The organism is Candidatus Thermoplasmatota archaeon, from assembly GCA_035540375.1.
In the GTDB taxonomy this organism is placed as follows: domain Archaea; phylum Thermoplasmatota; class SW-10-69-26; order JACQPN01; family JAJPHT01; genus DATLGO01.
Genome location: DATLGO010000003.1, coordinates 1 through 26,085, shown reverse-complemented (window position 1 = coordinate 26,085; position 26,085 = coordinate 1). Strand labels below are relative to the sequence as shown.

The 26,085-nt window shown below is 70.7% G+C and carries 25 protein-coding genes; 14 read left to right on the top strand and 11 right to left on the bottom strand.

Features of this window, described 5'->3' with window-relative positions:
• From VM889_00250 to VM889_00230, 5 genes are all read left to right on the top strand, one after another.
• The coding region (locus VM889_00250) for a CocE/NonD family hydrolase (GenBank protein HVL46969.1) at positions 1–1,697 on the top strand (1,697 nt) is incomplete at its 5' end.
• Complete coding sequence (locus VM889_00245; protein ID HVL46968.1) at positions 1,694–3,502, top strand: hypothetical protein; 1,809 nt, start codon at positions 1,694–1,696, stop codon at positions 3,500–3,502. The genes VM889_00250 and VM889_00245, both read left to right, overlap by 4 nt.
• On the top strand, positions 3,502–5,193 hold the full coding sequence (locus tag VM889_00240; protein HVL46967.1) for a hypothetical protein: 1,692 nt from the start codon (positions 3,502–3,504) through the stop codon (positions 5,191–5,193). Before VM889_00245 ends, VM889_00240 begins: the two co-directional genes overlap by 1 nt.
• A 1-nt stretch (position 5,194) precedes the next feature.
• On the top strand, positions 5,195–7,150 hold the full coding sequence (gene lonB, locus VM889_00235; GenBank protein HVL46966.1) for an ATP-dependent protease LonB: 1,956 nt from the start codon (positions 5,195–5,197) through the stop codon (positions 7,148–7,150).
• An 87-nt stretch (positions 7,151–7,237) separates the two neighbouring features.
• Positions 7,238–7,696 carry a DUF983 domain-containing protein gene (locus tag VM889_00230; GenBank protein HVL46965.1) on the top strand — a complete coding sequence of 153 codons (459 nt, stop codon included), beginning with the start codon at positions 7,238–7,240 and terminating at the stop codon, positions 7,694–7,696.
• Between the two features lie 25 nt (positions 7,697–7,721).
• On the opposite strand, the gene VM889_00225 is transcribed toward VM889_00230, so the two are convergent.
• The 3 genes from VM889_00225 to VM889_00215 form a co-directional block, all read right to left on the bottom strand.
• Positions 7,722–7,964, bottom strand: a complete 243-nt coding sequence (locus tag VM889_00225; GenBank protein HVL46964.1) for a hypothetical protein — start codon at positions 7,962–7,964, stop codon at positions 7,722–7,724.
• Positions 7,965–7,969: 5 nt separating this feature from the next.
• Positions 7,970–8,260: a hypothetical protein gene (locus VM889_00220; protein HVL46963.1), complete on the bottom strand. Its 291-nt coding sequence runs from the start codon at positions 8,258–8,260 to the stop codon at positions 7,970–7,972.
• A gap of 127 nt (positions 8,261–8,387) precedes the next feature.
• A complete protein-coding gene (locus VM889_00215) occupies positions 8,388–8,528 on the bottom strand; it encodes a CxxC-x17-CxxC domain-containing protein (GenBank protein HVL46962.1) in 141 nt (46 codons plus the stop codon).
• Between the two features lie 222 nt (positions 8,529–8,750).
• Between VM889_00215 and VM889_00210 the strand changes: the two genes are divergently transcribed.
• A complete protein-coding gene (locus tag VM889_00210) occupies positions 8,751–9,185 on the top strand; it encodes a tellurite resistance TerB family protein (GenBank protein HVL46961.1) in 435 nt (144 codons plus the stop codon).
• 181 nt (positions 9,186–9,366) lie between these two features.
• On the opposite strand, the gene VM889_00205 is transcribed toward VM889_00210, so the two are convergent.
• Complete coding sequence (locus VM889_00205) at positions 9,367–9,603, bottom strand: LSM domain-containing protein (GenBank protein HVL46960.1); 237 nt, start codon at positions 9,601–9,603, stop codon at positions 9,367–9,369.
• Positions 9,604–9,719: 116 nt separating this feature from the next.
• On the opposite strand from VM889_00205, the gene VM889_00200 reads away from it, so the two are divergent.
• The gene (locus VM889_00200; protein ID HVL46959.1) at positions 9,720–11,450 is read left to right on the top strand and encodes a PAS domain-containing sensor histidine kinase; all 1,731 of its coding nucleotides are present in this window, start codon (positions 9,720–9,722) and stop codon (positions 11,448–11,450) included.
• Between the two features lie 98 nt (positions 11,451–11,548).
• Here the strand turns inward: VM889_00200 and VM889_00195 are convergent, their stop codons facing one another.
• Positions 11,549–12,037, bottom strand: a complete 489-nt coding sequence (locus VM889_00195) for a response regulator (GenBank protein ID HVL46958.1) — start codon at positions 12,035–12,037, stop codon at positions 11,549–11,551.
• 105 nt (positions 12,038–12,142) lie between these two features.
• Here VM889_00195 and VM889_00190 point away from each other — a divergent pair, with 105 nt between their 5' ends.
• From VM889_00190 to VM889_00170, 5 genes are all read left to right on the top strand, one after another.
• On the top strand, positions 12,143–12,562 hold the full coding sequence (locus tag VM889_00190; GenBank protein ID HVL46957.1) for a hypothetical protein: 420 nt from the start codon (positions 12,143–12,145) through the stop codon (positions 12,560–12,562).
• A gap of 56 nt (positions 12,563–12,618) precedes the next feature.
• On the top strand, positions 12,619–13,698 hold the full coding sequence (locus tag VM889_00185; GenBank protein HVL46956.1) for an aminotransferase class I/II-fold pyridoxal phosphate-dependent enzyme: 1,080 nt from the start codon (positions 12,619–12,621) through the stop codon (positions 13,696–13,698).
• 41 nt (positions 13,699–13,739) lie between these two features.
• A complete protein-coding gene (locus VM889_00180; protein HVL46955.1) occupies positions 13,740–14,897 on the top strand; it encodes a formate--phosphoribosylaminoimidazolecarboxamide ligase family protein in 1,158 nt (385 codons plus the stop codon).
• An 82-nt stretch (positions 14,898–14,979) separates the two neighbouring features.
• Positions 14,980–16,287 carry a hypothetical protein gene (locus VM889_00175; GenBank protein HVL46954.1) on the top strand — a complete coding sequence of 436 codons (1,308 nt, stop codon included), beginning with the start codon at positions 14,980–14,982 and terminating at the stop codon, positions 16,285–16,287.
• Between the two features lie 43 nt (positions 16,288–16,330).
• The gene (locus tag VM889_00170; GenBank protein HVL46953.1) at positions 16,331–17,293 is read left to right on the top strand and encodes a deoxyhypusine synthase; all 963 of its coding nucleotides are present in this window, start codon (positions 16,331–16,333) and stop codon (positions 17,291–17,293) included.
• On the opposite strand, the gene VM889_00165 is transcribed toward VM889_00170, so the two are convergent.
• The 5 genes from VM889_00165 to VM889_00145 form a co-directional block, all read right to left on the bottom strand.
• The gene (locus VM889_00165) at positions 17,294–18,202 is read right to left on the bottom strand and encodes a PKD domain-containing protein (GenBank protein ID HVL46952.1); all 909 of its coding nucleotides are present in this window, start codon (positions 18,200–18,202) and stop codon (positions 17,294–17,296) included. It abuts the gene before it with no gap.
• A 4-nt stretch (positions 18,203–18,206) separates the two neighbouring features.
• Positions 18,207–19,538 (bottom strand): hypothetical protein, encoded by a 1,332-nt coding sequence (locus tag VM889_00160; protein ID HVL46951.1) that lies wholly within the window; start codon positions 19,536–19,538, stop codon positions 18,207–18,209.
• A complete protein-coding gene (locus tag VM889_00155; GenBank protein HVL46950.1) occupies positions 19,538–21,031 on the bottom strand; it encodes a hypothetical protein in 1,494 nt (497 codons plus the stop codon). Before VM889_00155 ends, VM889_00160 begins: the two co-directional genes overlap by 1 nt.
• Before the next feature lie 89 nt (positions 21,032–21,120).
• On the bottom strand, positions 21,121–22,737 hold the full coding sequence (gene hutH, locus VM889_00150) for a histidine ammonia-lyase (protein HVL46949.1): 1,617 nt from the start codon (positions 22,735–22,737) through the stop codon (positions 21,121–21,123).
• A 77-nt stretch (positions 22,738–22,814) separates the two neighbouring features.
• Positions 22,815–24,176 (bottom strand): DUF63 family protein, encoded by a 1,362-nt coding sequence (locus tag VM889_00145; protein ID HVL46948.1) that lies wholly within the window; start codon positions 24,174–24,176, stop codon positions 22,815–22,817.
• 108 nt (positions 24,177–24,284) lie between these two features.
• On the opposite strand from VM889_00145, the gene VM889_00140 reads away from it, so the two are divergent.
• Complete coding sequence (locus VM889_00140) at positions 24,285–25,346, top strand: NAD(P)-dependent glycerol-1-phosphate dehydrogenase (protein HVL46947.1); 1,062 nt, start codon at positions 24,285–24,287, stop codon at positions 25,344–25,346.
• Positions 25,346–25,786 carry a UPF0179 family protein gene (locus VM889_00135; protein ID HVL46946.1) on the top strand — a complete coding sequence of 147 codons (441 nt, stop codon included), beginning with the start codon at positions 25,346–25,348 and terminating at the stop codon, positions 25,784–25,786. Before VM889_00140 ends, VM889_00135 begins: the two co-directional genes overlap by 1 nt.
• A gap of 142 nt (positions 25,787–25,928) precedes the next feature.
• On the opposite strand, the gene VM889_00130 is transcribed toward VM889_00135, so the two are convergent.
• Positions 25,929–26,085, bottom strand: a 157-nt coding sequence (locus VM889_00130; protein HVL46945.1) for a DUF1297 domain-containing protein, incomplete at its 5' end; no start/stop codon positions are given.

Here is a 26,085-nt window from a genome sequence, read left to right as displayed (position 1 = left end):
TCGACCTCCACGGCCTCTCGGAGGAGCTCGACACGTACGACCTCCTCCACGAGGAGCACCGGATCCCCACCTTCGATGGCGTCACCCTCGCCGCCGACGTCTGGCGCGCGGACCTCCCCAACCGCACGTTCCCCGTGGTCGCCATCATCTCGCCCTACTTCGCGGGCGCGAAGCAGCGCGACGACAACAACTACCCGGACCCCGATTCGACCTACGCGGCCTACATCGACTGGTTCCTTCCGCGCGGCTACGCGGTGGCGCTCGTCGACCTCCGCGGCACGCGGTCGTCGGGCGGTTGCGTGGACCTCGGCGGCCCGAAGGAGCAGGCCGACGCGGCGACCGTCGTCGACTTCCTCGGTCAGCTCCCGTGGTCGAACGGCAAGGTCGGCATGATCGGCGGCTCCTACGACGGCTGGACGCAGCAGATGGCCGCCGCGAACACGCCGAAGCACCTCGCGGCGATCATCCCCATCGCCCCGGTCGCGGACTGGTACCACGTCGTCGGCAAGGGCGGCGCCAAATACCAGGGCTGGACGCCGCACTCGCCCCTCCTCTACAACTACGAGATCGGCGTCAACCAGCACGATCCGTATGACATCGACCACCTCACGCACCAGCACTGCCTCGTCGTCAACCAGGCGGGCAGCAACGACTTCACGGGCGACTACAACGCGTGGATGCGCGAACGCGACATTCGCGAGAAAGCGAAGGACGCCCGCGCCCCGATGCTCTACGTCCACGGCTTCGCCGACGTGAACGCGCGTCCCGACCACATCGATCCGTGGTACAACAACTACGGCGGTCCCAAGCGCGGATTCCTCTGGCAGATGGACCATGCCCAGCCGAACGCCGCGAACACGGGCCGCGGCGACGATTTCCGCCGCCTCGCGATCCAGTGGATGGACTATCATCTTCTCGGGCTCCCGAACGGCATCAACGGGACCTACGGGCTCGTCGAGGTGCAGGACAACTTCGGCCGGTGGCGCCTCGAGACCTCGTGGCCGCCGGCGGACCTCGTCGAGACGCGTTTCGCGCTCGCGCCCGGGGCGATCCACATCGCGACGAATGACACCCCCGCCCCCACCCGGAGCGTGGGCGGCCTTCTCGGCCTCGGTCTCGCAACACAGGCCGAGACGATGCGCCTGCGCGACAACCCCTTCGAGGACGGCCAGGCGTTCGGCGCGCGCGATGCGCGCATGGAGTCGACCGCGAGCGATTCGCGCCTCGTTTTCAGGAGCGGTGTCCTCGAGGAGGACATCCATTACGCGGGGCGACCCGCCGTGCACCTGCGCGTCGAGGCCGACCGCCCGCAGGCGCAGTACGTCGTGCGCCTCTATGACGTGAGCCCCGACGGATCGTGGACGCTCCTGAACCGCGGCGTCGCGACGCTCCGGCACCGCAACGGGCCCGACACCGCCGAGGCCGCGGCGCCCGCGACGCTCTACACGGTCAAGGCCGCAATGCAGCCCAACGACTACGTGTTCCCGAAGGGCCACGCGATCGGCATCACGGTCACGGCGAGCGACATGAACTACGTGTACTCGTCGCCGGCCTACGCGATGAGCACGGTCCACTTCGACGGCGCCGAGGGCTCCGCGCTCGTGCTCCCCGTCATCGCCCGCGACACGTTCACGGAGACGAGCTGGGGCGGCGACCAGCCGTCCTGGATGGGACCCCGCGAGGAGGCGCGCCGATGAACCCCGCCTGGAAGATCGCCGCCGCCCTCCTGCTCGTCGTGGCCGCGATGCCCGTCGGCGCCGCGCACGGGGCGGTCCCGGACCTCCACCTCGCGCCGTCGCCCCGCGTGCCGCCCCTCCTGCGCGCGCCCGTGGCCGAGGACCCCCTCCCGTTCGAGGCTCCGTCGACGGTGCTTCCCTCGCCCTTCGCCCCCGCGGGCTACAGCCTCAAGACCGCCGCGACGGCCGGGTCCTACAAGCTGAACTTCACGTGCCCGAGCGCGCTTCTTTCGACGCGCGTCTTCCCGTGCCCGAACCGCATCATCGACGTGAGCGACATCCTCGGCAATCCGTCGCTTGCGATCGACCCGCTCTTCCCCGAGCGCATGGCGTTCGCGAGCCTCCACGGGAGCTCCGGCGACGGCCCGACGAACCTTTCGCGCCGCGGGCAGCAGCACACCGTCCACACGACGCTCACGGCGGGCGCGACGTGGAGCGACCAGCCCTACAGCAACCCGCGCGGCCTCGGCGACGGCGGGAACAACAACCTGCACGTCACGGGCGAGGACACGCACATCATCATGGATTCGCTTGGCAACATGAACGTCGCCTCGCTCTACGCCCACCGCCCGCGCGACTCCGCGGGATCCGACCCGTGGGACTACAGCATCGCGCTCTGGAAGTTCGACAGCACCCTCGACAGGCTCACCTACGCGATCCCGGCGGCCATCCTCAAGAACCGCGAGTCCGGAACCACCATCGCGGAGCCGACGCTCATCGAGCTGCCGGAGCACAAGCGCATCGTGCTCCTCTGGCACGAGTCCGCGCCCGCCAACAAGACAACGAGCATCCTCGGGCGCTCGCTCACGGGCTGGGTCGCGGGCGCGATCACGTTCGCCGACTCCATCTCGCCGTGGTCCATGCTGGACGACAAGGTCCTCGTCGGCCCCTGCGACGACATCACGAACCCGATCGCGAACCGCGGCAAGATCTATTTCGGCTGCAAGGCCGGCGCGAACTTCGACCTCGTCCCGGGCGTCGCGGCGGGCGACATCGTCTTCGTCGAGCTCGACCCCGTTCTGGGCGCAAGCCGCATCGTGAGCAAGACGCCCCTCAAGGGCGGCGACCCGAAGCTCGCGATGGACCCCTTCGGAACGACGGCCATCGTGACCGTCGAGGCGATCCCCGGCGATCCCAACGTGACGGGCAGCGACCGCGTCCGCGCCGAGATCGCCACAAGCCGCCTCGGCGAGGGCTGGTCCGCCGCGCACCCGTTCGGCGACCAGATCCACAATGCGAGCCTGAACGTGAGCATCGCGCGCGTGAACGCGATCAACTACCGCACGGACACGAACACGATCCACATGATCTACTTCGAGCAGGACCGCCGCGAATCGCCGAATGCGTCGCGCGCCCCGCTCTACCGCAAATACCTCGCCGTCGTGGATCCGCTCGGCACGGTCATCTTCAACCTCGACCTCGACGTGAGCGACAAGGGCGAGGTCTTCGGGTCGCGCAAATCGCGCGGCAACGCGAAGCCCTACGGCGACACGCGCGACCACCTGCTCGACTACCAGGGCCGCCAGTTCTTCGTCTTCGCGGACTACGGCGTCGTCGTCACGGCCGAGATCCTCGAGGACGACCAGCGCGAGATCATCCAGCCGACGTCCACCGCGCCGCCCGTGCCTGAGCCTGTCCCGGTCTCCACGACGCTTCCCGTCGTGACGGGCGCCGGCGTCATCGCGGGCGCGACCGCGGCCGAGGCGGTGCGGCGACTTCTCGCCGCGCGCAACGCGGCGGCCGCAGGCAGCGGGAGGGGCAAGTGATGCGCGTCGCCCTTCTCGTCGCCGCGCTCATGCTGCTTCCGGGCGCGCTCGCGCTCGGTCCCGTCGGCGACCTCGATCTTCCGCGCGTGGTGGACGTGCCGGCCGCCCGACCCGGGGCGACCGAGCGGGGGAACGGGCCGGTTCCGGAGCCCGAGCCCGAGGACTACGTGAACGGCTACGTCGTCCGCTTCAACTGCCCCTCGACGGACCCGGTCGCGATCGACCGCGCCCCGTGTCCCTATCGGCACGCCCTCGAGGGCTCGTCGTACGGCGCGCCGAGCGTGATCGTCGACCCGCGCGACCCGAAGCGCGTGCTCGTGTCCGCGCTCGTCGGCAAGCCGGTCGCGGACGGCGCCACCCGCACGACGCGCGACGGCGGCATCGTCCTTCTCGCAAGCGACAATGAAGGCATCGACTTCCGCTCGATCGCGGTCACCGCGCCCTCGGATGGCTTCCGCGCCGAGGACGCGGCCCTCGCCGTGTCCCCCGACGGCCGCGTCGCGCTCGCGTCCCTCTGGTCGAAGGGCGCGGGCGCCGCCGCGGAAACGGTCCTCGCCGTCCACCGTCTCGGCGCGTTCCCCGGCCTCGACAACCTGAGCGCGACGCCTTCGCTCATGGCGCTCGAGACGCAGGCCGCGCGCCACGCTCGCATGTCCATCGTCGCGGGCGCGGCGGGCGAGGTCTTCGTCGCGTGGCAGGAGTACGGCATCGCCGCGGACGAGCGGTCCGAGCTCGGTCCCTCGCCCTATGCGCGCGTCGCGTGGTCCACCATGGATTCGACCGCAGGCTGGAACGCGACGCGTCCCGTGGGCCCCTGCAACGACCTCACGAACGTCGTCGCGACGGGCGGTTTCGCGTTCTTCGGCTGCACCCTTTCGAACGGATACCTGCCCGACGAGCGCGCGCTCGTGGGCGACCTCGCCTTCCACCGCCTCGACCCCGCCGCCGCGAACCTCACCTTCCGCAGTCGCCTCAACTTCGGCGGCCAAGCGCTCCTCACGGTCGGCGCGAAGGCCCGCATCGCGGTCGCCTCGGTCGTCGTCGAGGCCCCCGAGCGCGTCCGCGTCTATTTCTCGACGGGCAAGCTCGCCGAGAACTGGTCGCGACCCGTCGATTCGGGCCGTCTCGTCCACAACAAGTCGTTCGGGCCGGTCATGACGGCGGGCGTCCACGCGCTCGCGTACCAGCCCGTGACCGACGCCTATTACCTCGTCTACGCCGAGCGCCCGCAGCGCCCGCCGCAGGACGACGAGCTCCTTTCGAAGGCGCGCGAGCGGAAGTACCTCGTCGCGCTCGACGCGATGGGGCAGCTCCTCTCGCGGCAGACGCTCAAGACGGACCGCGAGGGCGCGCGCCTCCACGGCACGCCCGATCCGCGCCGCTGGTCCGAGCCCGTTGCCGAGGACACGCGCGACGGGATGTTCTCGTTCATGTCGCGCCCGTTCGTGGTCTACTCGGACGCGGGCACGCTCGTCTACGGCGAGCTCATGGAGCGCGACTTGCGCGACGGCAACCGGCCCGCGGAGACGACGCCGTCCGAGGTCGCGACGGACCTGAGCCTCGAGCAGGATCGGCCGTTCACGCCGCAGTTCATCCTCACCGGGGTCCTCCTCGCGGGCCTCGTCGTCGGACGCGCCCTCATCGGACGCTTCCAATCCAACACGATCGAAACCGAGCACGGAGAAGAGTGACATGACGCAAGAGACGAAGCAGCCGGCCGCTCTGGTCGACGTCGAGTCGTCCGATCCCCACCAGTGGATCCGCGGCGAAGGCATCACGACGACCGCGGACGTGAAGGTCCCGACGAAGCTCATCGACCAGGTCATCGGGCAGGACCAGGCGGTCGAGGTCGCGGTCAAGGCCGCGAACCAGAAGCGGCACCTGCTCCTCATCGGCGACCCCGGCACGGGCAAGTCGATGATCGCGAAGGCGATGACGGAGCTCCTCCCGATGGAGAAGCAGAACGACGTTCTCGTCTACCCCAACCCGAAGGACCCGAACCAGCCCATCGCGAAGGAAGTGCCGGGCGGCACGGCGCGGGAGATCCTCTCCGCCTCCCGCGAGAAGGCGAGGAAGAAGGTCTACCTGAACCGCGCCCTCGAGATCGTGATCGCGGTCGGCATCGTCGCCTTCGGCGTCGTGTTCTTCATCCTGAAGAACGACTACATGGCGACGCTCATCGGCATCCTCGTCGCGCTCTTCTTCATCATGCTCTACCAGCAGTGGCGCGTGAAGGAGGACACGTACGTGCCGAAGCTCCTCTACGAGAACGGCCCCGAGGCAAAGCCCGCGCCATACGTGGACGCCACCGGCTCGCACGCGGGCGCGCTCCTCGGCGACGTGCGCCACGATCCGTTCCAGTCGGGCGGCCTCGAGACGCCGACGCACCACCGCGTCGAGATCGGCGCCATCCACCGCTCGCACAAGGGCATCCTGTTCATTGACGAGATCAACGTGCTGCGCCTCGACTCGCAGCAGGCCCTCCTCACGGCGATGCAGGACCGCCAGTACTCGATCGTCGGCCAGTCCGAGCGTTCCTCGGGCGCCATGGTCCGCACGACGCCGCTCCCGACCGAGTTCATCCTCGTCGCGGCCGGCAACATGGACGCGGTCAAGCCTGCCGACGGCGCTTACACCGGCATGCACCCCGCGCTCCGCAGCCGTATCCGCGGCTACGGCTACGAGGTGTACGTGCAGTCCTCCATGGACGACACGGCCGAGAACCGCCGGAAGCTCGTCCGCTTCGTCGCGCAGGAGGTCCAGCGCGACGGCAAGATCCCCCACTTCGACCTCGACGCGACGGCCCTCGTCATCCGCGAGGCGCAGCGTCGCAGCGGCCGCAGCGGGAAGCTCACGCTCCGGCTGCGCGAGCTCGGCGGTCTCGTGCGGACGGCCGGCGACATTGCCCGCGAGGCGGGCGCGCCCGTCGTCACGAGCGAGCACGTCCGCCACGCGAAGCGCATCAGCCGCTCGCTCGAGCAGCAGATCCTGGACAGGGACATCGAGCGCCAGCGCTCGAACGACGCCGTCAGGGTCTCGGGCAGCGTCGTCGGCGCGGCGACGGGCCTCGGCTTCATCGGCACGGGCGAGGTCGGCGAGCCCGCCGGCATGGTCGTCCCCGTCGAGGCCGCGGTCACGCCCGCGCTCAACCGGCACGCGGGCACGTTCATCGCGAACCGCGCGCTCCACGCCATGAGCCCGACGGCCGCGGACAACGTCTCGGCGCTCCTCAAGACGATGCGCGGCGAGACGATCAAGGAGTTCGACGTCCACGTGCAGGCGCTCGTCGCCGACGAGAAGATCGAGGCCGACGGCATCGGCCTCGCGGCGGCCGTCGCGGCCGTAAGCGCGCTCGAGCGCGTCCCGGTCGACCAGGGCTGGGCCATGGTGGGCACGCTCACCGTGAGCGGGTCGCTCCGCAACGTCCCCGGCGTCACGCAGATGATCGAGGCGGCGGCCGAGCTCGGCTACCGCGGGGTCATCGTGCCCGAGAACGCCCGCAAGGACGTGCTCCTCGACGAGGACGACAAGCGCGTGGAGCTCGTCTTCGCGGAGAGCCTCGCCGACGTGCTCGAGGTCGTGCTCGACGCCTCGAAGGCCCGCAAGGACGAGGTCATCGGGCGCCTCGCGAGCCCCGTCGCGCTCTGACGCGGCACCGGGCGGCCGGGTCGACCGGCCGCCCGACCCTTCTCCCGTGCAAGAATCCTTATCGTGGCCAAAGGCCCGTTCCACGCCATGGGCGTGACGCTCCGTGCGATCGGCCGCGGCCTCGCCCTCAGGTGCCCCAATTGCGCGCGGGCGCCGCTTTTCACCGGATTCATCACGCCCGCGAGGCGCTGTCCCGCCTGCGGCGTGCGCCACATGCGCGAGCGCGGCGAATGGCTCGGCTCCACGGAGACGACGCTCATCCTTTCGCTTCCGTTCGCGGCGCTCGCGTGGCTCGTCCTCGGCGCCGTCCCGGGCCTGACACGGGACGCCCGCTTCGCGCTGACGTTCGTCGTCTTCGCGCTCGCCTTCCCCTTCGTCTATCGCCACGTCCGCGGCGCGTGGCTCGGCCTCATGCGGGCGTGGGAGGACGGCGCGGAAGGCGCGGGCGAGCCGTCCGGCCTCGAGTGGGAAGGCCTCGCCGAGGACCAGGCGGAACGCGAGCGCCGACAGGCCGAACGCGCCGCCACGCGGCGACGGAACGAATGAAGGCCCGCGGCGCGCCGCCCGGACGTCAGACCGGCGTGCGGTCCCGGACGCGGCCGGAGATGTAGCAGAAGTGGCAGACGTGGTCGTCGCGCGTGAGCGGGACGTCGCCGAGGTGCATGCCGCCCTTGAGGATGCGGTACGGGGCGCCCGGCGTCGCGGCGCCGCCCCCCGTGACGGCGCGCGACCCGCAGGCGGTGCAGGTGGAGGCGCCCTTGAGGCGGTCTTGCCGGCGCTTCTCGACGACGTCCGCGGCGGTCTCCCTGGGCATGGTGATCACGGCTTGTAGCGGCCGCCGCCGTTGGGCTTGAGGCCGTTCAGGTGTCCATGGTCGACGAGCGTCTTCGCGACGAGGCGCCCCTCGTCGAGGTCCTTCACCTGGTAGACGTCGGTGCCGCGCCCCTTGAGGACGAAGACGACGCGATGGAATCCGAAGAACTTGCCCTCGGAGTTCCCGATGCTCTTCGGGGCGGTCGCGCTCGTGGGCTTGCGCACCACGGCGTAGCCGAACGGGCCCGAGAAGGACTCGAGGTCCTCCGGGGACTGGGGGAGGGCGAGGGACGTCACGGCCGCCCGATGGGCGGCGCGGTATTTTTGGGCTTCGGAGGAGGGCTGTCGCTCGAAGCTCGTGAAGAAGAAAACGTGGGCCGGGAAAACCAGCGCGCCCGGCCGTCGCGCCGTAGGCCGAATTGCTTCAGCGGCGGTAGCCGCCGCCGCCGCTGCGCGGGGGCGAGCGCTTCTGGAAACAGTCGCGGCAGTACACCGGGCGACCCTCCGTCGGGCGGAAGGGGACCTTCGTCTGCTGCTTGCAGTCGGCGCACACGGCGTCGAACATCTCGCGGGGACCGCTGGGGCGGTCACGGAAACCCATTCTAATCCACTCACTGTCCCGATTCCAGACACGACCCGAAGGCCACGTCCTCGACCGGGATAGGGCGTCAGAGGGCCCCACCCTATTTAAATGCTGTGAAGCGGAGTGAGCAGGTTTCACAACGGGGCGGCCCGGCCCGCCATGGGAAAGGCTCAAGTGCGGGACCCTGAATCACGAGCGATCCCCATGGGTCTCTTCGACAAGCTCCGCGGAACGGAAGGCCAGTTGAACGCGGCGGAAGGCTTCGCCGGCATCGCGCTTGCGGCTGTCGCGGCCGACGGCGTCCTGACCGAGGAGGAGGCGCAGAGCCTGGGCGCGACGCTTTCCCGCATGAAGCTCTTCCGCGCGATGAACCCCCGCGAATTCAACGCCGTCTTCGAGAAGGTCGTGAAGCGCGCCCGCTCGAAGGGCGTGGACACGCTCCTTGCGGAATCGTCCGCCGCGATCCCGAAGGACCTGCGCGCGACGGCCTTCGCGATCTCGACCGACCTCGTCCTCGCCGACGGCGAGGTCTCGGACGACGAACTCAAGTTCCTCGAGCGCATCGCGAAGAGCCTCGAAGTCCCCGAGGCCGAGGCGGAGCGCATCGTCGAGGTGCTCCAGATCAAGAACCGCGGCTGAAAGGACGAGCGCCGGGCGCGCCCCAAGCGCGCCCGCTTCTTGTTTCCCAACAGCAACGGCATCCGGCCCGCCCGGGGCCGCCCCGCGGCGTTCGCCCCGGTCCCGGTCTTCGGGCTCCGACGCGCTTCCTCCGAAGGCGGACCGGCGCGGGACCGCGAGCGGGCGAGCGACGCACCGGCCCTCAGGGGCTGATGTAGATGATGTTGTCGCCGCGGATGACGACGAGCTCGCGGGCGGTCGTCTTCTCGTCGGGCTTCCCGACGTTCGTGACCTCCTCCGCGTTCTTCACGACGAGGTTCATGTGCGGGTGGTCGTAGCCATCGAGGAGCCCGCGGTACTCGCGTCCGCCGCGCAGGTGGACGATGACGCGCTTGTTGAGGCTCCCGTTCAGGACGTCCAGAGGACGCTTCTTGCTCATGGCGACCGGCCGGAAAGCGCAGGGGCCCGCTAAATACCCTGCGGGCCTCGCGTGCAGCCGGGGTGTCGCGCCGGCGGGCGCGCGTTTAACCCTCTTGCCGCCCGATGACGGGGTGGATGGCGCTCGTCGACGCGGCGCTTGCGAAGGCGGCGCGCGCGGAGGTCGGCATCGCATGGGTGCGGGCCGCCGTCGTCGCCTTCAACAGCCTCCTCTATCTCGTGTTCCTTCCCCGCGACGGCACGCACGAGACGCTCGCCCTCGCCGTGATCGGCGTTGCCCTCGGGTACGCTTTCTTCGCCGTGACCCTCGGGGCGCGGCGTCCCAAGCCCCTGCTCGCGCGCAGCTGGGCCTATACGGCGGCCGATGCGGGCCTCATCGCCGTCTGGATCCACGCGACCGGCGGATTCGAGTCCCCGTTCTACGTGCTCTGGTACGTCTCGCTCGCGGCGGTCTTCCTGCGCTTCGACGCGCGCGCGACGCTCGCGGTCGCGGTCGGCTACGCGGCGGCGTACCTCCTGCTTCTCGGCGCCACCGGCGAGCTTGCGGGCCACGGGGCGGAGGTGGCCGTGCGCGCGACCTACATCCTCTTCCTCGGCGCCCTCGGCGCGCTGCTTGCGCGCGAAAGTCTCGGCCACATCCGCGCGCGCCTCGAGAGCGAGGCGGACACGCAGGCGGCCCGCGTCGCCGAAGCGCGGTTCAGGCGTCTCGTCGAGGGCGCGCCCGATCCCATCGTCATCCTGGATCCGGCGGGTCGCGTGACGCTCGCGAACTCGCGCGCCGACAGCGCCTTCGGCCGCGGCCGGGGCCGCCTCGTCGGGGAGTTCGTGGGCAGCCTCCTCGCGGGCGGGCCGGGGCGGACGCGCGCGCTCGCCTCGCTCGCGGAGGCGCGCGGGACCGGCGACGAGCCGATCGAGGTCACGTGCGCGCGGGCCGACGGGACGCTGTTCGATGCCGACCTCGCCGCAAGCCCCCTCGAAACGGCCGAGGGGAGGTTTGTGACGTGGATCATCCGCGACACGACGGAGCGCAAGCGCCTCGAAGCCGAGCGCGTCGCGGGCATCGAGCGCATGAAGGAGCTGGAGCGCCTGAAGGAGCTTGACGAATTCAAGACGCTTTTCATCAACACGGCCGCGCACGAGCTCGGCACGCCGCTCACGCCCATCAAGCTCCAGATCCACGTGCTGCGCGCCTCCCCGCTCAGCGAACCGCAGGATCGCGCGATCCGGATCCTCGAGCGCAACGTCGACCGGTTGAGCCGCCTCGTCGGAGACGTGCTCGAGGTCGCGAAGCTCCAGGCGGGGCGCGTGGGCATCGAGCGGCGGCCGGTCGACCTCAACCGCGTCGTCTTTGAAGCCGTCGAGAGCTTCCACGAGGCCGCGCGCCAGCGGTCGATCCGCCTCGAGGTCAGGCTCGACCCCGACCTCCAAGTCGAAGGAGACGCGAAGCGTCTCACGCAGGTCCTGTTCAACCTCCTCTCGAACGCGATGAAATTCACGCCCGACGGCGGGCTCGTCGAGGTCGAGACCCGACGCCTCCCGGGGCAGGCGCTCGTCTCCGTCCGCGACACCGGTCTCGGATTTACGGCCGAGGCGGCCTCGCGCCTCTTTCAGCCGTTCAGCCAGCTCCACGAGCCGGATGCGGCCCGGCGGGGCGGAAGCGGTCTCGGCCTCTACGTCTCGAAAGGCATCGTCGATCTGCACGGCGGGCACCTCTGGGGCGAGTCCCCGGGTCCAGGCCTGGGGGCGACGTTCCGCTTCGCGGTCCCGTTCGCGGCGCCCGCTCCCGTCGTTCCGGCGCTCCGCCCGCGGATCGATTCCGTCGCATCCCGCGCGCGCGAGCTCGTGTAGCGATCGCAAGCCGCCCGCGCGCGAGCTCGTGTAGCGATCGCAAGCCGCCCGCGCGAGCGCCCTCGCGTCATCGCGGCCCGGCGGTCGTCAAGCGGCCCTCAGTGGCCGCGCATCTCGCGGCGCAGCAGGTCGAGCGACCGCGCGAAGGCGCGGTTGCGCAGGTCGTCCGCCCGGCGGTCGTCGAGCGCGCGGCGGACCACGTCGAGGACGGTCACGGGCTCGAGCGGTTTCGTGAAGAAGCTCGTGACGCGGGCTTCGTTCACGGCCCGGATCGCGAGGTCGAGGTCGGGGTACGCCGTGATGAGGATCGCGGGGATGTCGGGCGCGATCCGGCGGGCTTCCGCGAGGAACTCGAGCCCGCTCATGCCGGGCATCCTGTAGTCGGTGACGATCGCGTCGACGTCGACGTCCGCGAGCATCGCGAGGGCCTCGGGACCGCTTTCGGCGAGCTTCACGTCCACGCCCTCGAGGCCGCCCTCGAAGAGGTCCTTGAGCGATTCGCGGATGTCGACCTCGTCGTCGACCACGAGCAGGACCTGGCGAGGAAGGCTCGTCGGCTCGTCGCCGCCGCGATGCGGATCCGGCATGGCGGTTCCCTTGGTCCGTCCCGGTCATATACGTTGCCCGCAGCCGGCCGGACCATCGAAGAGGCGGTCGGAATCGCTTCAAGGCCGAGGCCGGGAAAGGAGGCCATGGCGGCGCGGTCGGTGGTCACGAAGACCAGCTGGACGATCGTGGCGATCGCGGCGGTCGCCCATTTCCTGAGCCTCGGGCTCCTCGTGACGGAGACGGGGCCCGACCGCAAGCTCGCCGTCTCCGACATCGGGGCCACCCTCGTCATCCTGTTCACCATGGGCATCGTGATCTGGCGACAGTACGAGGGCGCCGCCGGCACCTCGCGCGGCTACCTCGCGGCCGTGCTCGTGTTCGGCCTCTGGATGGCCGCCTCCCCTCTCCTGCTCGGCCTCGGCTACCGCTTCCCGACGAACGGATTCGAGCTCGGGTTCGGCCTCATCCTCGCGGCGCTTGCGGCCTTCGAGCTCGTGCGGATCCCGGAGGACCCGCGCGTCGAGCAGGCCCGGCGCTACCGGCGCCTCGAACGGTCGCCGTGACGGCCGCGCGCCGCCGCCGCCCGAACCTTGATGGCGTCGGGGACCGGTCGTCCCCCGTGCGCCTCGCCCCGTTCCGCCTCGAAAACTGGCTCGCCGAGCACGAGCGTACGGCGGAATGCCTCCTCGCCCATTCGGGCATCGCGGCCGCGTCCCTCGCCGACCTCGGCGAGGGGACGCTCGCGATCGCGGATCTCGACTACGGCGAAGTCCCGAACGAGCGCGACGTCGCGCGCGCGATCGCGGGCCTGCACGGCGCGCGCGAGGAGAACGTCCTTGTCACGGTCGGCGCGTCGGAGGCGGACCTCGCGGTCGCGCTCGCGCTTGCGGGCCCCGGCGACGAGGTCGTGGTGGAGCGCCCCACGTACTGGCCGCTCGAAGGCGTGCCGCGCGCCCTCGGCGCGAAGGTCGTGCCGGTCGCGCGCCCCTTCGAGGACGCCTTCCGCCTCGACCCGGACGCGGTCCGGCGCGCGATCACGCCGAGGACGCGCCTCGTGTCGCTCGCAAGCCCCAACAATCCGACCGGCATCGTCGTGCCGCCCCGAGATCTCGTCGCGATCGCGGAGGCCGCCTCGGAGGTGGGCGCCGTCGTCCTCGTCGACGAGGTCTTCCGGGACCTCGCCCGGAAGCCGACGCCGACGGCCTTCGGCCTCCACCCGTCGATCGTCGTCGCGGGAAGCCTCACGAAATGCCTCGGCCTCGGGGGCCTGCGCACGGGGTGGATCGTCGCCGAGGAGCCGCTGCGCGCCGCCTTCCGCGAGGCGAAGGCCCTCACGACCATCTCGAACAGCCCCCTCCTCCAGCGCCTCGCCCTCAAGGCGATCGAACGCCGCGCGCCGCTTCTCGCCCGTGCGCGGGCCATCCGGGACGAGAACTGGCGCCGCCTCGAGAAATGGCTCGACGGCCAGTCGTTCTTCGACTGGGTTGAACCGGACGGCGGGGTCGCGTTCGCCCCCCGCCTCCCGGCCGGCGTCGACGACGAGGCCTTCGCGCGCCGGCTCCTCGCCGGGGAGCGGACCCTCGTCGCGCCCGGGACGTACTTCGGGCTCCCCGGACACCTCCGTCTGGGATTCGGGGCCCCGCCCGAGCGCTTCGCGGAGGGTCTCGCGCGCCTCGCCCGGTTCGTCGGCCGGGGCTAGCCCGGAAACCTTCTTGTGGGACGCACGGCTCTCGGGAGCGCATGATCCCCCGGGCGCGGATCCTCGAGCGGCTCGAGAGCTACGACCCCCGCAAGCTCACCGTCGCGGTCCTGGGCAGCCACAGCGCGGTGGACGTTGCGGACGGCGCCGCCGACGAAGGCCTCCGGACGCTCGTCGTCGCGGAGGACGGACGCCACCTCACGTACGACCGCTACTTCAAGGCCCGGCGCGACGCGCGCGGCCGCCTCGTGCGCGGGTGCGTCGACCGCACGCTCGTCCTCCCCAAGTTCCGCGAGGCCGTCTCTCCGAGGACGCAGGAGATCCTCCGCGCCGAGAACGCCGTCTTCGTCCCGAACCGCTCCTTCACGGTCTACTGCGGCATCGACGCCGTCGAGAACGCGTTCGAGGTCCCCATCTTCGGCAACCGGGCCATGCTCCGGAGCGAAGAGCGCACGGAGCAGCGCGACTACTACTGGCTCCTCGAGAAGGCCGGCCTCCCGTTCCCCGAGAAGATCGCGAAGCCCGAGGACATCACGGAGCTCTCCATCGTGAAGCTCCATCACGCGAAGAAGAAGCTCGAGCGCGGCTTCTTCACGGCCGCCTCGTTCGAGGAGTACAAGGAGAAGGCCGCGAAGCTCCTCGCGGACGGCGTCATCGACCAGGAGAGCCTTGACAAGGCGCGCATCGAGCGCTACATCATCGGTCCCGTGTTCAACTTCAACTTCTTCTGGTCCCCGCTCGAGGACGACGCGAGCGCGCTCGAGCTCCTCGGCGTCGACTGGAGGTTCGAGTCGAGCCTCGACGGCCACGTGCGCCTCCCCGCCGCGCAGCAGCTGCGCCTCCACGGCAAGCAGGCCATCCCCGAGATGACGGTCGTCGGCCACAACTCGGCGACGCTCCGGGAGAGCCTGCTCGAGGACGTGTACGACCTCGCGGAGAAGTTCGTCACGGCGTCCAAGGAGCACTACAAGCCCGGCATCATCGGGCCCTTCTGCCTGCAGACGTGCGTGGACAAGGACATGAACTTCTACATCTACGACGTCGCGCCCCGCGTGGGCGGCGGCACGAACGTGCACCTCGCGCTGGGGCACCCGTACGGGAACGCCTTGTGGCGACGCCCCATGAGCACGGGGCGCCGCGTCGCGCTCGAGATCCGTCGCGCCGCGGAGACGGGTCGCCTCGCGGACGTCGTCACGTGAGCCTCCGTCCCCGCCCGGGCCACGGCTCAACACGTTCACCACAAGGCTCTTAGGTCCCTTCAGGGGTGACCGATCGAGGCCCATGCGCGCGATCCTCATCGTCCTCGCCCTCGCCCTCCCCGCCCTCGCCGGGTGCTTCGGTCCCGCGGCCGATATGCCCGCCCCGGACCCCCTCGCCGCCGCGAACGACTCGGTCGACGCGGGCGCCGTCGCGGGCACGTCCCCCGTGGGCCCGAAGAAGCCCTTCAAGGTCGAGGTGGACAACGCCTCCGGGACGGAGAAGGTCGTCGCGCACCCCGTCCGTTTCAAGACGAACCCGGCGCGCGAGCCGATCGTCGTCGAGCGCGCGGGCACCCTGAACACGACGAACTGCCTGCCCACGGGCCGCACGCCCATCTCGCACAACTGGCGATGGTTCAGCCTCGGCGACGATTTGCGGCCCGGCGACGTCTTCACGTTCGACGTCGCCCTCGAGTACGAGAACAAGGACAACTCCTGGGCCGACCTGCACCTCGTCTACTCGATCGGGGGCCGCGAAGGCGGCGACTACACGGCGCGGGGCGACGCCAGGGGCCCGCAGCGCCAGAACTTCAGCGACCAGGGGTTCCACGGCGAGGACACCTACTCCGGATTCGGCGTCGTCTGCTGGTCCGGCCTCATCCTTGAGCCGCTCGCGTTCAAGCTCACCGCGACGCTCACTTTCGTCGAGGGCGGCATCCCCGCGGGCGTTCCCCTCCAGATCGAGGTTCCCGCGAACGCCACGCGCTTCATCGTCTCGGGCGTCCCGATCGACCCCGCGAAGGGCGTGCTCAGCCACTACCGCCTCTTCGGGCCCGATGACAGGCTCCTCTGCGAATGCGCGCTGTCGTCCAACAAGCAGGCCCATGCGACGCCCCTCGTCGGTCCGGGAGACTACGTGCTGCTCGTCGATCACACGGACAACGGGTTCGTGACGGTCTCCCTCGACGCGCCGAGCCCCGAGCGCGCGCTCCCGCTCGGGATGCGGTGGAAGAGCTGGCGCTTCGCCGTGTCGGACGGGGAGACGAACCCGAAGAAGACCTTCCCGATCGAGTTCCCGACCGTCCCGCTGCGCGTCGGCGCGGGCCTCGACGCCGAGCAAGCGGAGGTCTCCCTCGCGGTGGCCAAGACGGCGACGATCCACCTCGCGAACGCCCACGGAGACGTGCTCGTCCGCAAGATCCCGGGCTACGTGGAATACGGCGTCGTGGGATCCGGGTTCGGCTTCGGCCTCCCGCTCGTGCCCGGCACGCGCGAGTACCGCGTCGACCACCACAACTTCCGCCCCGGCCCGCACACCCTCGAGGTGTCGGCGGAGGCCTGCCGGTGCCACGCGGTCGTCCACGTCGTGACGTACGAGCGCGCCGTGTGAGCCCCCCGCGAACGCTTTATAGCGCCTCGCCGATCGCGCCGCGATGTCCACGACGGAGGCGTTGCGCGGGAGCCTCGACCCGGTGCGGGACTACACGGTCGACCCCGCGATGGGCGCGGCCGACCTCGTGGAGGCGATGTTCCAGGCGGGCGGCTTCAGCGCGAAGAAGCTCGCGCTCGGCGCCGAGATCCTCGCGCGTTGCGCGGACCCGAAGGTCACGACGATCCTCTCCTTCCCGGCGGCGATGGTCGCGACCGGGCTCCGCGGCGTCATCGCGCAGATGATCCGCGACGGCCTCGTGGACGCCGTCATCACGACGTGCGGCACGCTCGACCACGACCTCGCGCGGAGCTGGCGCGACTACTACCAGGGATCGTTCGCGATGGACGACAAGGACCTGCACCAGCGCGGCGTGAACCGCCTCGGCAACGTCCTCGTCCCGAACGAGTCGTACGGCGAGATCCTCGAGGAGCGTCTCCAGCCGTGGTTCGCGGAGATGTTCGCGGCGAAGCCGTACTGGAGCACGAAGGACTTGTGCCGCGAACTCGGCCGGCGCCTCGCGCGCGAGCCGCGCACCGAGCACTCGATCCTCCGCGCCGCGCACGAGCGCGACGTCCCCGTGTTCGTCCCCGGCCCCACGGACGGCGCCGTCGGGTCGCAGGTGTGGCTCCACAGCCAGAAGCGGCGCGGGATCGGCTTCGACCTCATCGCGGACGAGCAGGCGCTTTCCGACCTGGTGTACGGCGCGACGGAGCTCGGCGCCGTGATGCTCGGCGGCGGCATCTCGAAGCACCACGCCATCTGGTGGAGCCAGTTCCGCGACGGGCTCGACCACGCGGTGTACATCACGACGGCGCAGGAGTACGACGGATCGCTCTCGGGCGCGCGCCTCGAGGAGGCGATCTCCTGGGGCAAGCTCAAGGAGACGGCGCGCTTCGTCAACATCGAGGGCGACGCGACGCTCATCCTGCCGCTCGTCTACGCGGCTTCCCGACGCGCGCGCTGATCAGTGCGCGTGGGCGTGTCCGTCGCCCGCAAGGAGCGCGGCGACCGCGGGGTGGATCGGGCGGTAATGGATCTCGACCGTGAGGACGTATCCGCCCGCGACCCCCTGGTTGAGCACGACGTCCACGAGAAGCTTCCCGACGGGGAAGGACGAGAGGACGATCGTCTCGGACTGCGAGACGCCGAAGGCCGATGCGAAGGTCGCGGTCTCGTTGCGCGCCCGCAGGTTCAGGTCGAGCGCGGTCGGCGTCTGGTCGGGCGCGACCCGGATCACGAGCTTCTCGAGCTTCGCGGGAACGCCGTGCACGGAATCGTTCACCGCGAACGCGTGCGTTTTCATGTTCACGAGCTCGAACTCGGCCCCGATCGCGGGGTCCGCCATGAGCGGGACGATGTCGCGCGCGACCGACACCTCGGCCACGACGGCCGGATTGACGCCGAGCTTGAGCGTGATGTTGTCGGACCGGCCATTCGAATCGGTCGCCGTGAGGCGGGCCTCGTAGACGCCCGCCGCCTCGAACGTCCGCGAGACGGTGACGCCTTCGAGCGTCCGGCCGTCGCTGAACCGCCAGGCGTAGCCCGTGAGCGAGGCGACGCGGCCCGGACTCTCGGACTCGCTCGCGGAGAACGTGATCGAGACGTTCTCGGTCACCGCGCGGGGAACGAGGCCGTCTCCGCCCTCGAACGGGGTCGCGTAGAGGAGCGCGCCGCCGGTCTCGAACACCTGGGCGCGCGCGACGGGGCCGGGGGGCGATGGCGCGGTGAGATTGCCGGTCGCGGGGGCGGTCGCGTTCGCGCCGCCCTGCTTCGAGAGGGCGTCGTCCTTGGGATCCACGACGGCGCCGGTGCAGCCGGCGAGCGCGAGGGCGGAAACGGTGGCGAGCACGAGAAGAACGTGGCGGTTCGTCATGGGATCACCGGACGTACGTGACGAGGGTGTGACCGAGGGAAGCCGTGCCGTCGTTCACGACCTCGGCCTTGTAGGCGCCCTTCGCGAGCTTCGTGGGGTCGAACACCGTGTTGAACCGGTCGTTCGTGTAGCCCAGGTTTCCGCGCGCGTCGTCGTAGCGCAGGACGCGCTCGGCCATCGCGACGAGGCCGTTCGGGCCCACGACGCGGATCTGCGCCATGCCCGAGACCGAGGTCGCGCCCGGCTCGCCGATCCAGGCGTGGATCGCGAGGGGGAAGGACCCGTCGACGTTGAAGGCGATGGACTCCTGGCCCGTCATCGGGGTCACGACGGCGCGGTCGGAGATGCCGCGGCCCCAGTCGCGTTCGACGACGCCGGGCGCGGGTCCGGCCTTGTCGACGACGCGCTCGATCGCGAGCGGAAGCGGCCGCGCCTCGCGGGTGGCGAGACCCACGTCGGTCGCGAGGGAAAGGAAGCCGCCTTCCATCGTGTAGGCGTAGAGGACGTGCTCGCCGCCCGACTTCACGGGGATGAACGCGCTCCCGGATTCGAGCGCGATGTCGTTGTACTCCATCGTCGCGACGAGGTCGTCGTCGGGGCCGACGAGGATGAACTTCGACTTCACGTGCTCGGGACCGCCCGCCTTCACGCTCGTGACGGTGATGCCGGTCGCGTTCGCGGGGACCTGGAACGCCCACGGATGGTAGGGCGTGAGGACGTCGGCGACGTACTCGAAATCGACCCGCACGGTGACGGAGAGCGAGCTTCCGGGCGCGATGCGCCCGTTGTGGACGATGATCCCGACCTCGTGCGGCTCGCCCGCGACGCCGATCGTGTTGATCGTGTGGCTCTTCGCCGTGTACTTCCAATTGAATTCGTCTTCGTCGGACGGATCCTCGAAGAGCATCGTTCCGGGCACGTTCGCGTAGACGTTGATCGCGGCCGACGAACCGGGGCCCATGACCGCGAAGAGCTTGACGCGCATCTCGACGGGCTGGCCCGGCGGGATGTAGCCCGCCACGTCCTCCTTGTGGACGACGCCGCCGTAGAAGTTGCCGCCGCGATTGTTGCGGTCCGCATAGGCGGTCGCGGCCGAGGCGTCGAGCGTCCAGTTCTTCCAGAGCGTTCGCGAGGGGAGGGCGACCTGACCCGGGAACGTGAACGTGCGGGGCACGGGGGCGACGCGCTCCGCGAGCTTCGCTTCCGTGTCGTTCGTGAGCGCGCCGACGCCCTCGTCGATCGCGGCCTTCTCGACGGGTTCGGCGCCGAAGAGTCCGAAGCAGCCCGCGCTCGCGGCGGAGGCCGCGAGGACGAGCGCAAGGAGGATGCGGCTCATCAGAGGACCCCCTTCGCGGCGTCGACGGGCAGGAGCCCGCGGGGCGGGGGCGCCGCGCGGCCGCGACCGTTCTCCGGCCCGGCCTCGCCACCGCCCGCCGAAGTCGCGGGGCCGGTCGCGAGGAACGCCTCCGTCGAGAGCCCGCAGCGGCCCACGGTGACGTCGCCCGCCGAGCCGTCCTTCGCGATCGTGAAGGTGGCGCTGCAGGCGGCCGAGGCCGAATGCTGATAATTCTTCGCGGAGACGGTCGCGCGGTACAGGCCCGGCTTGAGCCCGTCCGAGACGTAATCCCAGATGTAGGTCACGTTCACGGGCTTGTAGTGCGCCCCGTGGCCGGTGAAGAAGTCGCTGTAGACGAGGACCCTCTCGGGCACGATGATCTCGCCACGATCCGATTCCACGACGAGCTTCGTTTCGCGCGGATCGACGTCATAGGATCCCCACGGCGTCGAGATGAGGCCGAGGATCGCGAGCTTCCCGTGGAGGAAGCGCGGAACGACGAGCTCGACGTCGAAGGCGTTCTTCACGGGGAGCGTGAAGGTGGGCGGGTAGTATTCGCCCGCCCAGAGGCGCCAGTTGTCGTGGTTGAAGGGCTTGCCGTCGGGGCCGACCGTGTACCACGAATAGACGAGGAAGAAGCTTTCTTCGCGCTCGACCACCGGCGATTGGGGCGGGCCGAGGTTGACCTCGAACTTGAGGACGTTCGGCGCGTTCGGCAGGCCGTTCATCACGTTGTCGATGCGCTTCTTGCCTTCGGCGAGAACGCGCGCTTTCCCGGATTCGATCGCTTCCCGGATGGGGGGCGCGACCGAAGGGTCGGACCCGTGGTCCCCGAGGACGGCGGCGTAGAGGGTCGCCCGCACCTCGTAGTTCGGCCACGCGGCCGGGTCCCAGCCCCAATAGGGGTAGAGACAGCCCGTGTCCGGCGGATTGTAGTAGGGGCAGTTCGTCTCGTTCGATCCGCCCGCGACGCTGCCGACGAGCCACGAGTGGGCGTCGAGGGAGAGATAGACGCTCGCGGTCACGTCCTGGGTCGTGTCGAGGACGATGTCCTTCGTGTTGCCGCGCTCGTTGTGGAAGAGCGTGTAGTCGCCCTGCGAGAGGAAGAGGTTGCGGCTCTTCACGTCCACGAAGCCCGCGGACGAGAAGAGCGCGAGCTTGTTCAGCGTGTCGCCCCGGTCGCAGTCGACGTTCGTCTTCGGGTAGCCTTCCTGGACGTCGGGCGCGAGGCCCTGGTAGTAGACGCCCTGCACGCACTTGCCGAAGAAGCCGAGACCGTAGTTGCTCTCGCCGTCCGTCGGCTGCGCGTTCGCGGGCATCGGCGTGTCGAGGCCCGCGCCGAAGACGTGCCCGTAGAACTTGACGTGCGTGGTCTTGCGGGTCCGCTCGCTTGCGACGTCCTCGACCTGGCCTTCGACGAGGGCGGCGGCAAGAACGGGCGCGACGAGCGCGGCGACGAGCACGAGGCGGACGGCGGTGTGGACGCTCCCCAAGGGTGGAACCTCCCAGTCCCAGGGTCGCCGAGTGGGCGTGGCCTCATAAGTAGATTACGGGGGCGTTGACGCGTCCGGGGGGCCCCGGCTCAATGCAGGGGGCCGGTTCGGGCCTCGGCGGCCGAAACAAGGGACCCGTCCTCGACGAGGCGGGCGGCCGCGAGGAGGTCGTGCGCCAGGACCCGGTCGCGGTCGAGCGGCGGCACGACGGCGCGCAGCGCGGCGTGGGCCGCGCCCGTCGCGGGGGCGAGCGCGAGGGGCGCGCGCAGGTCTGCGGCCTCGGCCGCGGTCACGAGCTCGATCGCGACGACGAGCCGCGCGCGGTCGAGGGCGGCGCGCGCCTGGAGGCTGCCCACGAGCCCGTTCGAGTTGTGGTCCTCCTGGTTCGCGCTCGTGGGCGCGTTCAGGAGCACCGCCGGGAACGCGTTCGCCTGCGTCTCGAGCGCGAGGGCCACGGCGACGTATTGGGGGATCATGAGGCCGCTCGAGAGGCCGGGGTCGCGCGCGAGGAAGGCGGGAAGCCCCTCGGAGAGGCGGGGATCGACGAGGCGCGCCGTCCGGCGCTCGCTCATCGCCGCGATCTCGCTGAAGGCGGTCGCGAGGTAGCTCGCGAGGAGCGCGAGGGGTTCGCCGTGGAAGTTGCCGTTCGAAACGACCTCGTCCCCGCCGTCCGGAAACACGAGCGGGTTGTCGGTCGCGCTGTTCATCTCGACCGCGAGCACCTCGCGCGCGTGCGCGAGGACGCCGCGCACGGCGCCGAACACCTGGGGCATGCAGCGCAGCGAGTACGCGTCCTGCACCCGGTGGCAGCCCTCGTGGCTCGCGATGAGGGGGCTTCCCGCCACGAGCTTCCTGAGGTTCTCGGCGCTTGCCCGCTGGCCCGCGTGCGGGCGCGCGTCCGCGACGCGCGGATCGAAGGGCCGCTCCGACCCGAGGAGGACTTCGAGGCTCATGGCGCCCGCGAGCTCCGCGTTGCGCACGAGCGAGAGGCCGTCCGCGACCGAAAGCGCGAGGAGCGCGGCCATGAACTGCGTGCCGTTGATGAGCGCGAGACCCTCCTTCGCCTCGAGGACGAGCGGCGCGAGGCCGGCGCGGCGCAGCGCCTCGGCGCCGGGGAGCGTCTCGCCGCGGTAGCGAGCCTCGCCCTCGCCCACGAGGACGAGCGCGACGTGGGCGAGCGGCACGAGGTCGCCCGACGCGCCGAGGCTTCCGCGCGAGGGCACGACGGGCGTCACGCCCTTTTCGAGGAGCCCGAGGAGGGTCTCGACGACGGCCACCCGCACGCCGGAGAGACCCTTCGCGAGCGCGTTCGCGCGCAGGAGGAGGACGGCGCGGACGACGTCGTCCGCAAACGGCTCGCCGACGCCGCAGGCGTGGCTGCGCACGAGGTTGAGCTGCAGCTCGCGGACCTTCGAGGGCGGGATGTGGACGCGGGCGAGCTCGCCGAATCCCGTCGTGATGCCGTACGCGACGCGGCCTTCCTCCTCGAGGGCGTCCACGGCCACCTTCACGCGGCCGACCTTGTCGCCGCTCGTGAGGCCGTAGCTCGATTCGCCTTTGCCGAGGAAGCGCTCGACGACGGCGCGGGAGGCCCCGAGCCGACGGCGGGCCGCGTCGGCGAGGACCGGCACGGCGCCCGCGCGGGCGACCGCGACCACGTCCTCGATCGAGAGACTCTCGCCGTCGACGGCGATGCGCCGGCTCATGGAAGCCGGGAACCCCCTTGCGGGGAAAAAGGTTCTGAGTGTCGGGCCCCGGGCCGGGGGGTCCGCGCTGGGCGGGTTCAGATCCCCATCACGACGCGCGCGACGTCGCGGACGCCGGGCGCGAAGCCGAGCACGAAGATCGCCATCTGGATGAGACCCACGAGGTTGCGGTCGGCGTCCGTCGCGCCTTCCCGGTGGAATTCGCGGTTGAGGAGCCAGATGATGGCGACGATCATGACGAACTTCATGAGCGGGAACCCGAGGCCGCCGAGACCGAGCTGAAGGAAGGCGTCCGAGAGCGGGTGCTTCTCGCCGTAGGGCGGGATCCCCATGTCGAAGGGGTCCTGCGTCGCGATCCAGGTCGCGATGCCGTCGATCATGTGACCGAGAAGCATGAGGACGCTGAGCGGCATCGCGTAGAGCGCGAGCGTCGACCACTTCCGCCCGCCGAATCGCCCGACGAGGTAGACCGCGAGCGTGATCGCGCCCGCGATCGCGAGCATGACGAGACCGGGGACCACGTAGAGCTGGCCGCGCCACGCGGCCTCGCTCCAGACGTTGCCGGCCATCCACCAGAGGTCGAGCGCGAGCGCGGCCGCGGCCGGGGCGAGGCCCAGCGCAAGGAGCGTCGGGTTCACGCCGCCGTCGCCGCCCTCGCGGTGCGCGAGGTGGCGGTACGCGAGGACGCCCGCGGCGCCGCCCAGGACGAGGGCGACGGGGAGGACGGGGACGAGGGGGATCGAGAGGCGATCGCGCGTGAGCCAGGCGAGGGCCAGGATGACGGCCACCTGCGCCGCGACGAGCCCGGCGACGACCCGGGTCTGCTTGGCGGGGCCCCAGGCTTCGCGGCGGTCGCGCAGCGCGAGGCCCGCAAGGAGCGCGAGGACCGTGAAGAAGCCCATCTGGATGTACTCGAACGGGCTGATCCAGAAGTAGGCCCAGAAGCTCGGGTCGCACGCGGTCCCCGTGCGGCAGAACGCGTTCGCGTCCTCGAGCACGCGCGCGAGGGGGCCGAGCGCGATGATGGGGATGAGGGCGAAGACGAAGCCCACGTCCGCGCGCACGCCGCGCCGGACGAAGAGCTGCGTGTAGATGAGATAGAGCGAGACGGCGAGGATCGCGCCGTACGTGGCTTCCGAGGGGTAGGTGTACCCCTCGGCCGCGGGCGTGCCGGCGACGCCCTGGGGACACGAGGCGCGGCCTTCGACGAGGATGCCCTGCACGACGCGGCCCTCGTCCGTGAGGCAGGCGGCGGACCATTGGTGCGCGTCCGCGACCGCAGGACCCCAGATGTCGCGCCAGACGTACCCGTCGTAGAACGTCTTCGGCGCGAGCACGAGACCCGCGACGAGGATGAGGACGGGAATCGCGAGGATGACCGCCCAGACGGCGAGCGTGTGGCGGTCGTAGAAGGCGCGGATCCGGTCGAGCCGACCCATGGTCGGGGCGACCGGTCGGGGAGTATAAAGGGTTGACGAAGCCCGTCCATCAGGGGGAATGGGAAACCCGCCGATTTAAGAAGGGGTTCGCCCTGAGTGTCCTTGCCCATGGACCGCTTCGCGAAGTCCAAGCTCATGACGTTCCCGCGCGAGGTGCTCGTGGGCCACGGCGTCCTCGACGACGTCGCGTGGCTCCTCGGCGAGCTGAACCTCTCGGGCCCCGCCCTCGTCGTCACAGGGGAGCGCACCCGCGCCCTCGCGGGCGAGCGCGCCGCGGCCATCCTTTCCAAGGGGGGCATCCCGGCCGAGCTCATCGTCACCGCGTCCGCGACGCAGGCGAGCGTCGAGCGCGCCCTCGCCGCGGCCCGCGCGCACAAGGCGGGCGTCATCCTCGGCGTCGGCGGCGGGTCCGTCATCGATGTCGCGAAGCTCACGGCGTTCCGCCACGGCGCGCCCTACGTCTCGGTCCCGACGAGCGCGAGCCACGACGGCCTCACCTCGCCGCGCGCGAGCATCAAGGAGGAGGCCGGGTCCGCCTCGAAGGAGGCGAAGGCGCCGCTCGCGATCGTCGCCGACACGGGTGTCATCGTGCAGGCCCCGTACCGCACGCTCGCGGCCGGCTGCGCGGACGCCATCTCGAACGCGACCGCGGTCCTCGACTGGAAGCTCGCGCACCGGCTCCGCGGCGAGGAATACTCGAGCTTCGCGGCCGTGCTCGCCGAGACGAGCGCGAACATGATCATGGAGAACGTCGAGTCCATCAAGCCCAACCTCGAGGAGGCCGTGTGGCTCGTGGTGAAGAGCCTCATCGTGAGCGGCGTCTCCATGAGCGTCGCGGGCTCCTCGCGCCCGGCCTCCGGGTCGGAGCACATGTTCAGCCACACCCTCGACCTCCTCGCGCCGGGCCGCGCGCTCCACGGCGAGCAGGTGGGCGTCGGATCGATCATGATGATGTATCTCCACGGCGGCGACTGGCGGCGCATCCGCGACGCGCTCGCGAAGGTCGGCGCGCCGACGACGGCCGCCGAGCTGAACGTGGACCGCAAGACGATCATCGACGCGCTCGTGCGCGCGCACGAGAACAAGCCCGACCGCTACACCATCCTCGGCGACAAGGGCCTCTCCCGCGACGCGGCCGAGGACCTCGTCCGCGCGACGGGTGTCGCCTGATGCTTACCATCATCCGCGACGCCTACGCGAAGCCCGGCCAGGTGTTCACGTACCTCGGCGAGAACGACGAGGCGTGCGCGCCCTGCAAGCTCCGGAAGACCTGCCAGAACCTCGAGGTCGGCCGCCGCTACGTCGTGAAGGCCGTCCGGCCCGTGAAGCACGACGTCTGCACGGTCTTCGAGGGGAAGGTGCAGGTGGTGGACGTCGAGCCCCTGCCGCACCTCATGGCCATTCCGGCCACCGCAACGCGCGGGACGGGCATGACGAACCGCTTCGACGAGTGCGGCGCCGCGTGCGTCCACAAGGCCGCGTGCCGCCCGGCCGCGATCGCCGAGGGCGCGAAGGTGCGCTTCCTCGAAGTCCAAGGCCCCGTCCCGTGCAAGGTGGGGCGCGACCTCCGATTCGCGCTCGTCGAGCGCGAGACGGTCGCGAAGGGGTGAGCCCCCCGGGACGCGCGCGGGTCCTCGCCTCGCCGTTGCATGAAACGGTTGCCGGCCGAGGCGCGCGCGTCGAGTCGCCGTCCCGGTTTGCAATGGCCGGACCTCGCTCGCGCCGAGCCGCATCGTCGCGCCGAGCGTCGTTTCAATTCACGATCTCGGCGAGCCGCCCCTTCTTCGAGGCTTCCTTGATCTCGCGCGCGATGCGGCGGCCCGTGGAGAGGCCGGGCTCGATGTAGTCCGTGTACGGCGACCCGCCCGGATACAGGTTCGTGCCCGCGACGATGCGCGCGCTGATCTCG

Coding starts and splice junctions, on each gene's coding strand:
- VM889_00190 (HVL46957.1), top strand. CDS start 12,143: ATGGCGGCGCGGTCGGTGGTCACGAAGACCAGCTGGACGATCGTGGCG.
- VM889_00245 (HVL46968.1), top strand. CDS start 1,694: ATGAACCCCGCCTGGAAGATCGCCGCCGCCCTCCTGCTCGTCGTGGCC.
- VM889_00195 (HVL46958.1), bottom strand. CDS start 12,037: ATGCCGGATCCGCATCGCGGCGGCGACGAGCCGACGAGCCTTCCTCGC.
- VM889_00160 (HVL46951.1), bottom strand. CDS start 19,538: ATGAGCCGCATCCTCCTTGCGCTCGTCCTCGCGGCCTCCGCCGCGAGC.
- VM889_00225 (HVL46964.1), bottom strand. CDS start 7,964: ATGCCCAGGGAGACCGCCGCGGACGTCGTCGAGAAGCGCCGGCAAGAC.
- VM889_00240 (HVL46967.1), top strand. CDS start 3,502: ATGCGCGTCGCCCTTCTCGTCGCCGCGCTCATGCTGCTTCCGGGCGCG.
- VM889_00145 (HVL46948.1), bottom strand. CDS start 24,176: ATGGGTCGGCTCGACCGGATCCGCGCCTTCTACGACCGCCACACGCTC.
- VM889_00200 (HVL46959.1), top strand. CDS start 9,720: ATGGCGCTCGTCGACGCGGCGCTTGCGAAGGCGGCGCGCGCGGAGGTC.
- VM889_00135 (HVL46946.1), top strand. CDS start 25,346: ATGCTTACCATCATCCGCGACGCCTACGCGAAGCCCGGCCAGGTGTTC.
- lonB (HVL46966.1), top strand. CDS start 5,195: ATGACGCAAGAGACGAAGCAGCCGGCCGCTCTGGTCGACGTCGAGTCG.
- VM889_00180 (HVL46955.1), top strand. CDS start 13,740: ATGATCCCCCGGGCGCGGATCCTCGAGCGGCTCGAGAGCTACGACCCC.
- VM889_00205 (HVL46960.1), bottom strand. CDS start 9,603: ATGAGCAAGAAGCGTCCTCTGGACGTCCTGAACGGGAGCCTCAACAAG.
- VM889_00230 (HVL46965.1), top strand. CDS start 7,238: ATGGGCGTGACGCTCCGTGCGATCGGCCGCGGCCTCGCCCTCAGGTGC.
- VM889_00165 (HVL46952.1), bottom strand. CDS start 18,202: ATGACGAACCGCCACGTTCTTCTCGTGCTCGCCACCGTTTCCGCCCTC.
- VM889_00175 (HVL46954.1), top strand. CDS start 14,980: ATGCGCGCGATCCTCATCGTCCTCGCCCTCGCCCTCCCCGCCCTCGCC.
- VM889_00140 (HVL46947.1), top strand. CDS start 24,285: ATGGACCGCTTCGCGAAGTCCAAGCTCATGACGTTCCCGCGCGAGGTG.
- VM889_00210 (HVL46961.1), top strand. CDS start 8,751: ATGGGTCTCTTCGACAAGCTCCGCGGAACGGAAGGCCAGTTGAACGCG.
- VM889_00215 (HVL46962.1), bottom strand. CDS start 8,528: ATGTTCGACGCCGTGTGCGCCGACTGCAAGCAGCAGACGAAGGTCCCC.
- VM889_00170 (HVL46953.1), top strand. CDS start 16,331: ATGTCCACGACGGAGGCGTTGCGCGGGAGCCTCGACCCGGTGCGGGAC.
- hutH (HVL46949.1), bottom strand. CDS start 22,737: ATGAGCCGGCGCATCGCCGTCGACGGCGAGAGTCTCTCGATCGAGGAC.